The 8,241-nt window shown below is 72.1% G+C and carries 9 protein-coding genes; 6 read left to right on the top strand and 3 right to left on the bottom strand.

From position 1 onward, the window contains the following. Nucleotides 1-74 precede the first annotated feature (74 nt). Nucleotides 75-251 carry a DUF1059 domain-containing protein gene (locus M1L60_RS43750; protein ID WP_253243525.1) on the bottom strand — a complete coding sequence of 59 codons (177 nt, stop codon included), beginning with the start codon at nucleotides 249-251 and terminating at the stop codon, nucleotides 75-77. A gap of 123 nt (nucleotides 252-374) precedes the next feature. Between M1L60_RS43750 and M1L60_RS43745 the strand changes: the two genes are divergently transcribed. Genes M1L60_RS43745 through M1L60_RS43725 form a run of 5 tightly spaced genes read left to right on the top strand, consistent with a single transcriptional unit; the run spans nucleotide 375 to nucleotide 3,457 of the window. Further along, entirely contained in the window at nucleotides 375-761 is a 387-nt protein-coding gene (locus tag M1L60_RS43745; protein WP_253243526.1) for a YbaB/EbfC family nucleoid-associated protein, read from the top strand. Continuing rightward, nucleotides 751-1,092: a type VII secretion target gene (locus M1L60_RS43740; RefSeq protein WP_253243524.1), complete on the top strand. Its 342-nt coding sequence runs from the start codon at nucleotides 751-753 to the stop codon at nucleotides 1,090-1,092. The genes M1L60_RS43745 and M1L60_RS43740 overlap by 11 nt, the downstream gene beginning before the upstream one ends. Continuing rightward, complete coding sequence (locus M1L60_RS43735; protein WP_253243523.1) at nucleotides 1,089-2,414, top strand: hypothetical protein; 1,326 nt, start codon at nucleotides 1,089-1,091, stop codon at nucleotides 2,412-2,414. Before M1L60_RS43740 ends, M1L60_RS43735 begins: the two co-directional genes overlap by 4 nt. Next, nucleotides 2,411-2,713 carry a hypothetical protein gene (locus M1L60_RS43730; RefSeq protein ID WP_253243522.1) on the top strand — a complete coding sequence of 101 codons (303 nt, stop codon included), beginning with the start codon at nucleotides 2,411-2,413 and terminating at the stop codon, nucleotides 2,711-2,713. The genes M1L60_RS43735 and M1L60_RS43730 overlap by 4 nt, the downstream gene beginning before the upstream one ends. 30 nt (nucleotides 2,714-2,743) lie before the next feature. Further along, entirely contained in the window at nucleotides 2,744-3,457 is a 714-nt protein-coding gene (locus M1L60_RS43725) for an enhanced serine sensitivity protein SseB (RefSeq protein ID WP_253243521.1), read from the top strand. Between the two features lie 7 nt (nucleotides 3,458-3,464). Here M1L60_RS43725 and M1L60_RS43720 read toward each other — a convergent pair whose 3' ends face one another. After that, nucleotides 3,465-3,956: a sigma-70 family RNA polymerase sigma factor gene (locus M1L60_RS43720; protein WP_253243520.1), complete on the bottom strand. Its 492-nt coding sequence runs from the start codon at nucleotides 3,954-3,956 to the stop codon at nucleotides 3,465-3,467. A gap of 392 nt (nucleotides 3,957-4,348) precedes the next feature. Between M1L60_RS43720 and M1L60_RS43715 the strand changes: the two genes are divergently transcribed. Further along, nucleotides 4,349-7,114, top strand: coding sequence for an AfsR/SARP family transcriptional regulator (locus M1L60_RS43715; RefSeq protein WP_253243519.1), 2,766 nt, complete (start codon nucleotides 4,349-4,351; stop codon nucleotides 7,112-7,114). On the opposite strand, the gene M1L60_RS43710 is transcribed toward M1L60_RS43715, so the two are convergent. Next, entirely contained in the window at nucleotides 7,111-8,169 is a 1,059-nt protein-coding gene (locus M1L60_RS43710; protein ID WP_253243518.1) for a D-alanine--D-alanine ligase family protein, read from the bottom strand. The two genes, M1L60_RS43715 and M1L60_RS43710, sit on opposite strands and share 4 nt — an antisense overlap. Nucleotides 8,170-8,241 lie beyond the last annotated feature (72 nt).

The raw sequence follows: 8,241 nt of genomic DNA, 5'->3' as shown, positions 1-8,241 counted from the left end.
TTGGGCCGTTCTGCGGACGCCGTCAGGCGCGGGCTGGGCCACGCCGCAGCCCCGCGTGATCCGCCAGATACGCCCTAAGCAGGCTGCAGGTGCGTCTTGACCACCTCGACCAGCTCGGGAGTCCACTCCATCGGCTGGTGAGCAGCCTTGGTGTGCAGCTCGACGTGCTGGAGCAGCTCGTCCTCCTCCCCCGCGGTGAACTGGGCGGGACAGTCATTGTTGAAATCGGCACAACGAATCTTCACAGCCATGCTGACGTCCTACCCGCCGATCGACGTCCGAACCCGACCGGCCCCGGGACGGTGCTCGCACGGGTGTGGCTTTGACAATCCCTCATACTGTTCGGCTGACGGTGGATGGAGGGCTTGATCGATATGCGGGACGTGGATGCCGCCGAGGACTGGCTGGACTCGTGGGTCGCCTCGGTCAACACGCGAGCCGCCACCACGGCCGAACTCGCGCGGCAGGTTGCCTCGCTCACGGCGCGGGCCAGCAGCGACGACGGCCTGATCACCGTGACGGTCGGGTCCACCGGGCAGGTCGAGAACCTCGAGCTCGACGAACGGGTCCACCGGATTCCCGGCCCCGACCTCGCCCGCGAGATCCTCCAGGTGATGCGGACCGCCCAGCAGCGGCTGTCGGCCCAGGTCGCCGAGCAGGTGCGGCAGACCGTCGGGGCCGACACCGAGACCGGCCGGGCCGTGATCGACTCGTTCGACCAGCGGTTCCCGGCCCCGCAGGAGCCTGACGATGACCGGTGAGGCCGTGCGGATGCCGATCGACGCCGTGCGCCGGCACGCCGGCAGCGTCGATGCCGTAGCCGACGCGGTCGGCGAGGCCAAGGCCGCGGTCGGACAGGTCACCATGGACACCCAGGCCTACGGGCAGCTGTGCCAGTTCCTGCCCGGCCTGCTCGAGCCCGCCTTCAGCGCCGCCCTGGACGCCCTGTCCGAGAGCGGCGACGGGCTGCGCGAGACAGCGATCGGCCTGCGGGCGGTCGCCGACCAGGCCGCCGCGACCGATCGCAGCAGCGCCGATCGGGTCACCACCGCCGGGACGCCCGCGGGCGGGCTGCCGAGGCTGCCGCTGTGACCAGCCCGCTCGTCGCCCCCGTGCACGACTCGACCACCTGGTCGACCGGCCTCGGCCTGATCGAGGACGCCCACCTGATCACCACCGGCATCCAGAACCAGAGCTGGGTCGACGGCACCCTCGGCGGCGTCGGGGCCTCCCTGGACATCCTGTCGCTGGCCATCGACCCGCTCGGCTCGCTGGTGTCGTGGGGCGTGGCCTGGCTGATGGAACACGTCCAGCCGCTCAAGGAGGCCCTGGACTGGCTGGCCGGCAACGCTGACGAGGTGGCCGCACACGCTGCCACCTGGAAGAACGTGGCCGCGTTCACCGACCGGGCCCGCCAGGACTACACGGACCGGCTCGGCCGGGAGGTCAACGAGTGGTTCGGGGCCTCCGGTGACGCCTACCGGGAGCACGCCGGTCTGCATGCCTCCGTGCTGCAGGGCCTGGCCTCGGCGTCGCAGGGCATCTCCTCGGCCGTGGAGGGAGCCGGTCTGCTGGTCGGGCTGGTCCGCGGGATCGTCCGTGATCTGATCGCCCAGTTCATCGGCACGCTGGCCGCGCGGTTGCCGCAGTGGCTGGCCGAGGCCGGTCTCACCCTCGGCCTGGCCACACCGGTGGTGATCGGCCAGGTCGCGGCCCTGGTCGCCAAATGGGTGAACAAGATCCAGCACTTCGTCCGGGCGCTGCTGAACAGTCTCCGCGAACTCGTGCCGATGATCGGCAAGCTGGCCGACACGCTGGCCGGGTTGCGGTCGCTGCTGGCGAGGCTGTCGCGCTCGGCCCCGGGCTCGCCGAAGTCTCCGACGCCCCACAGCGGCGGCTCAGGCGGTGGTGGCGGCGGTGGCGGTGGCGGCGGCGGGCCCGGAAAGCCCCATGATCCGCTCGCCCCGAAAGATCCCGACGACTACGAGTTCAACATGGTCGAGAACCCGGGCCCGCTGGCGACCGGGGGCGACCCACCGCCGGCGGCGAACTTCGCCGGCGGCCGCTACGACGAGATCGAGCTGACCGACGACCGGGTGTTCTACCGGGGCGGCGACAGCCAGGGCTCAGCGCTGGGCCAGTGGTTCTCGGTCGAGCCGCCCGCCGGTGTCGCCGAGGTGCGGGTCGACACCGCGGTCAAGGACCAGTGGATCGACGCGCGGACCGGCGGATATCTCGGCAAATCACCGATCGATACCGTGTACGAGGTGCAGATCCCCGCAGGCACAAAGGTGTACCCGGGCCCGGTGGCGAACCAGGGCGGCATCTATGTGGGCGGCGGGCATCAGGTGTTCATCCCGCAGCCGTGGAAGATACCGGGTGTCACCGTACTCGGATCGGAGCCCCTGCAATGAGCCTCAGCACGGCCCGGGCCATCGCCCAGCAACTGTCCGACCTGCTGATCGCCGAGGGCCGCTCCGCGTTCGTGTGGCAGCAGCTGATGCGCCAGATCGCCGCCGACCTCGCCGTCCCGGACGCCACCGACGAGGAGCGGCTCGGGTCCGCCCAGGAACGGTTCCGTAGTCTGTACCGCGGCGGCCGCAACTTCTCCGACTTCTACCTCGACCGCGACGACGAGGCGGAGCGGATCGCCGCCAACCAGCACCTCGACGACCTGGTCGGCCGGCTGCGATCGCAGCTGTTCACCGACTGACCACACGATCCGAACGGCACGGAGGTGCCCGTGTTCCCGGCCAACCCGCTCGAAGAGGCTCTAGCCGGCGCCCGCGCCGGCCGGCTCGCCCCCGAGCAGCTCCTGCAGGCCATCGCCGCCAACCCGTTGTGGGTGCCGCTCCCGGCCGGTAGCGGGCCGGAGGGGCAGACACAGCTGCCGGTCATGGTGCTCGAGGGCCGGCCCTACGTGGCCGCCTACACCTCGGCCGAGCAGTACGCCCGCGGGGCCGGCGACCAGGCGCACATGGAACTGCCGGGCCGGCAGCTGGCCGGGTTGATGGCCGACGAGCTCGGCCTGGCCGTCAACCCCGGCGCGGAACTCGGGCTTCCCGTACGGGCCGACGGGGTCCGCACGATCCGCGGCGGTGTCACCACCGTACGAGCCGGGGCCCGGCTGCGGCTCGGGCAGCCCGCCGACGAACCCCACGCCCTGGTCGCCGCCCTGCGGCAGGTCTTCGCCACGGCCCCGGCCGTCGTCGAGGCGCGGCGCGCGCTGGCCCAGATCGGCGACCAGGCCCCGACCCTGCTCATCGGGGTGCGGCCCGACCGGACCGTCCCCACCTGGCAGCAGGACAGCATCAACGCCGTCCGGACCGCGGCGGAACGGGCCCCGCTCCCCTACGCCGTGGACACGGTGTTCCTCGATGACCAGAACGATCCGATCAGCCGGTGGATGGTGGAACACACCGAACCGCTCTACACCAACAGCATCGCCGCGGAGTGAGACGGAATCACGGTGTGACAGCGAGGCGAAGCGTCCGCAGGGCGTAGTGGATGCGCGATCGGACCGTTCCGGGCGGGATCCGCAGATCGTCGGCGACCTCCTCCACCGTGCGGTGCCTCAGGTAGACCTCGGTCAGCACGGTGCGGTGCATCGGGTTCAACCCGTGGAAGGCCTGGTGCAGGGCGAAACCGGCGACCGCCGAGCCCGCCGTGTCGTCGGCGTTGGGCAGGCGCTCGGCCAGGTATTCCGGCACCTCCGACGGCCGGCTCTTGCGCCGGCGGGCCTCGTCGATGACCAGCCGCCGGGCCACGGCGAACAGCCAGCGGCGGCCGGTCTCCTCGTCGGCCGCCACCACGTCGAGATGGCGCCAGGCCCGCAGCAGCGTCTCCTGGACCACATCCTCGGCCGCCTGACGCCGCCTAGCTGTGAGCGTCATCACAAATCGGGTCAAGTGCCGGCCGTGATCGGCGATCAGTTGCTCGAACCGCTCGTCGGTCATGTCGTTTCTCCCGTTGTTCCGCAGGGCAGTTCTCTGATGCGACGGGAAAGATAAAACGGAGCCACTGATCTTTTTCTGACCACGAACTTACATTGCCGTTGAGCAATCAACCGGTTTCGTTTCGTGATCCCGGGTCCACCATTTGACCTATTTATGAGCGCCTACCCGACAGTAATCGGGTCGCATTCATCGGAATATTCCTCACGTTTTCCACCGGCGAGGCCGCCGCTCCCCCTGGCGCGGCGGCCTCCAGTGAGGACGAGCCCCCCGGCCGTCCTCACCGTGATCAACGAAAGTCCGGCCCGAACCTTCACAGTGGTCCTGACAGAGCCAGGTCACGGGCATGATCGCCGGTCGAGAACGTGGTGGGTTCCGGTTACATTTCTTCGGCGATGACTCCACTCCGGTTCAGTGTGCTCGGTCCGTTGCGCGTGTCGCGCGACGGCGCCGAACTGCGCGTCGGTCCGGCTCAGCGCGGCTTGTTGCTGTCGCTTCTGCTGGCGTACGCCGGTGAGAAGGTCCCGCTGACCGAGATCCTGGACGTGTTGTGGGGCGACGATCCGCCACCCACCGCCGTCAACGTCGTGCACCGCCACGTCGGCGCGTTGCGGCGCATTCTGCAGCCCGACCTGCCCGCCCGTGAGCCCGGTCGCTGGCTGCTGAGCGAGGGCGGCGGCTATCGCCTCGACGCCGGGCCGGACACCCTCGACCTGGCGCTTTTCCGGCAGCTGACCGAGCAGGCCCGCGCGGCCGCGAGCACCGGCCGGGCCGATGAGGCCGTCACCGCGTACGGGAAAGCCCTGGGTCTGTGGCGGGCGGCCGCGGTGACCGGTCTGCCGCTCGAGGCGCAGGCGCACCCGGTCTTCGTCGCGCTCGACCGGGAACGGTTCGCGGTTGTCGAGGAGGCCGCGACCCTCGCCCTCCGAACCGATCAGGCCGGTCAGATCCTGCCCGAGCTGCAGCGGGCGGCCGAGCTCCAGCCGCTCGACGAGCCCCTGCTGACCCTGCTGGTCCGCAGCCTCGCGGCCACCGGCCGGCAGGCCCAGGCGCTGCGCGCCTATCAGGACATTCGCGCGCGGCTGGCCGACGAGCTGGGCGTCGACCCCGGCCCGCAGCTCGCCGAGGCGGGGGATCGGCTGCTCACCGGGCCCGGGACCACCGCCCCGGCTTTCGTGCCGGCCCAGCTGCCCAACGACCTGGCCACCTTCACCGGCCGTGAGAAGGAGCTGGCCGACCTGCTCGGCGAGCCGTCGGGGACGCTGCTGATCGGGGCCGTCGGCGGGATGGCCGGCATCGGCAAGACCACCCTGGCCGTGCATCTGGCCCATCGCGTGGCCGATCGTTACCCCGACGGTCAGCTCTACCTCAACCTGCGCGGCTTCGGGCCGGACGGCTCGGCGGTCACCCCGGCCGAGGCCGTCCGCGAATTCCTCGAGGCCCTGGGCGTGCCGGCCGAGGCCATCCCGGTCGGCCTGGACGCCCGCACCGCGCTCTACCGCAGCGTGCTGGCCGACCGGCGGCTCATCGTCCTGCTCGACAACGCCCGCGACCTGCAGCAGGTGCGGCCGCTGCTGCCGGGCTCGGGCGGCAGCCTCGTGCTGGTGACCAGCCGCAACCGGATGGCCGGCCTGGTCGCGAGCCACGGCGCGCGGATGATCGGCCTGGGCCTGGTCGGCGATGACGAGGCGGCCGAGCTGCTCGGGCGCCGGCTCGGGCCGGACCGGGTGGCCGCCGAGCCGGCCGCGGTGGCCGAGATCGTCGACCGGTGCGGCCGGCTCCCGTTGGCCCTGGCCGTCGTCGCCGCCCGGGCCGCCGCCAACCCGTCGTTCCCGCTGGCCGCGGTGGCCGCCGAGCTGCGAGCGGGCGCGCCCGGCCTGGACGCGTTCACCGTCCCCGACGCCGAGGCCGACCCGCGCGCGGTGTTCTCGTGGTCGTATCGCGCGCTCGGCCCGGACGCGGCCCGGCTGTTCCGGCTGCTGGCGCTGCACCCCGGGCCGTCGGCCGGTGTGGCGGCGATGGCCGGCCTGGCCGGAGTTCCCGTCCGGCCGGCGCGCGCCCTGGCCGGCGAACTGGCCTACAGCAGCCTGCTCACCGAGGAGCTGCCCGGCCGCTACGCGCTGCACGACCTGCTGCGCTCGTACGCGACCGAGCTCAGCGCCGACACCGAGCCGCCGGGCGAGATCGCCGCCGCCCGGTACCGCCTGTTCGACCACTACCTGTTCACCGCCCGGGCCGCGGCCGAGCGGTACAGCCGGACACTGATCCCGGTCGAGCTCGACGGGCCGGCCCCGGGTGTCACCCCGCAGCCGATCGCCGACCGCGAGGCGGCGCTGGCCTGGTTCGCCGACGAGCACCTGGCGATGCGCGAGCTCATCCGGACCGCCGCCGCGACCGGCCACGACCGGCACACCTGGCAGTTGGTGTGGGCACTGGAGATCTTCCTGCTGCGCCGCGGCGACTGGGAGGAGGCGGCGTCGTACGCCCGGTCGGCCGTCGCCGCCGCCGACCGCCTCGGCGACCCGGTCGCCCGGGCCCACGCGCACTTCAGCCTGGGCCGGGCCGAGACCCTGCTGCGCCACGACGACGAGGCCCGGGCCGACCTCGAGCTGGCCCTGGCGATGTTCGTTCAGCAGGGCCACTGCGCGGGCCAGGCGACCGTCCTCAACTACATCGGTTACCTGGCCGAACGGCTCGAACACTACGAGGAAGCGCTGGACTACAGCCGGCAGGCGCTGACGGTCTACGAGCGGATCGACGACTCCTTCGGCCAGGCGATGGCGCTCAACTCGATCGGCAACCTGCTGGGCACGATCGGGGACGCCGAGGGCGCGCTGCCGTACTGCCGCCGGGCCGTGGAACTCTTCCGTGAGCTCGACGACCGGCACGGCGAGGGCGCCGCCTGGGACAGCATCGGCGTCGCCCACCTGCAGTTGAAGCAGTTCGCCGAGGCGGCCGACTGTTTCGGGAGCGCCCTGGAGCTGTTCCGGGCCGACGCCTCCCGCAATTTCGAGGCGGTGGCGCTCGACCACCTCGGCGATGCCCAGCGCGGCCTGGGCGACCTCGAGACCGCCCAGGCGTCCTGGCGTGCGGCCGCGGCCATCCTCGACGACCACGACCAACCGGCCGCGGCCACGGTCCGGGCCAAGAGCCGGATCTAGGGCGCCACCGGTGACGGCCGGGCCGACCGGCGCCGGGCCGTCCGGATCAGAAGATCGAGCATTTCCCCGTACGGAAGTCCGGCCGCCTCCCACATCCGCGGGAACTGCGACATGGCCGTGAGCCGGGGCGCCGCCTTGACCTCGTTCAGCGTGAGCTCCCCGTCGGCGCCGAGGAAGAAGTCGACCCGGAGCAGCCCGGCCCCGCCGAGCGTGCGGAACACCTGGATCGCCCGCCCCTGGACCCGGGCCGTGGTGGCGGCGTCGAGGTCGGCCGGCACGACGTGCTCGGTCAGCGCCCGGCGGTAGCCGCGGCCCCCGGTCACCCGCACCTCGAGCGGCGGCGCGGCCAGCAGCCGCCCGTCCGGCATCTCGAGCACGCCCACATTCACCTCGCGGCCCGGCACCGCCGCCTCGACCAGCACCCGGCGGTCGAACCGCCGGGCCGCCGCCACCGCCTCGGGCAGGGCCCCCGCATCGAGCACCCGCGACACACCGAAGCCGGAGCCACCCCGGGCCGGCTTGACGAACAAGGGCAGACCGAGGCGTCGCTGGTCGGCCGCGGACAGCCGCTCGCCGTCCTCCAGGGTCACCCCGTCGGTCACGGCCACGACCTCGGACATCACGGACTTGGTGAGACCCCGGTCCATGGCGACGGTGGCCGCGAGGACTCCGCAGCCGACGTAGGGCACCCGGACGTACTCGAGAATGCTCTGCACGATGCTGTGCCGGGTGGCCGGCCCGTGCAGCACCGGCACGACCACATCGGCCGCCCGCAGCACCTTCATCGCCTCGAAGAAGTGGGCCGACGACAGCTCCGGCTCCGGGGTCATGAAGTGCAGCGAGATCTCGTCGACCAGGTGGGCCGGGATGTCGTGCCCCACCGACCACCGGCCGTGCGGCGTGATCCGGATCGGCGTCACGGTGTAGCGGGACCGGTCGAGCCCCCGGACCACGGTCGCGGCCGAACTCACCGAGACCGCGTGCTCGGCGTTCTGCCCGCCGAAGAGCACCACGACCCGGGTCAACCAGGGCAGATCATTGCGAATGGCGTCCACGTGCGGCACAACGTAACCGCCCGCCCCTCCTTCACTTGAACCTCTGAGTATTTCCGGAAGCACCGGGTATCG

It is taken from the genome of Paractinoplanes aksuensis, assembly GCF_024137025.1.
GTDB lineage: Bacteria > Actinomycetota > Actinomycetes > Mycobacteriales > Micromonosporaceae > Actinoplanes > Actinoplanes aksuensis.
Note: the sequence above shows the minus strand (reverse complement) of the source record. Positions and strands in the feature narration are given on the sequence as shown.

What these genes read in the sequence shown, in the direction of transcription:
- M1L60_RS43750 (WP_253243525.1), bottom strand. Translation starts at nt 251, where the DNA reads ATGGCTGTGAAGATTCGTTGTGCCGATTTCAACAATGACTGTCCCGCC.
- M1L60_RS43745 (WP_253243526.1), top strand. Translation starts at nt 375, where the DNA reads ATGCGGGACGTGGATGCCGCCGAGGACTGGCTGGACTCGTGGGTCGCC.
- M1L60_RS43740 (WP_253243524.1), top strand. Translation starts at nt 751, where the DNA reads ATGACCGGTGAGGCCGTGCGGATGCCGATCGACGCCGTGCGCCGGCAC.
- M1L60_RS43730 (WP_253243522.1), top strand. Translation starts at nt 2,411, where the DNA reads ATGAGCCTCAGCACGGCCCGGGCCATCGCCCAGCAACTGTCCGACCTG.
- M1L60_RS43720 (WP_253243520.1), bottom strand. Translation starts at nt 3,956, where the DNA reads ATGACCGACGAGCGGTTCGAGCAACTGATCGCCGATCACGGCCGGCAC.
- M1L60_RS43715 (WP_253243519.1), top strand. Translation starts at nt 4,349, where the DNA reads ATGACTCCACTCCGGTTCAGTGTGCTCGGTCCGTTGCGCGTGTCGCGC.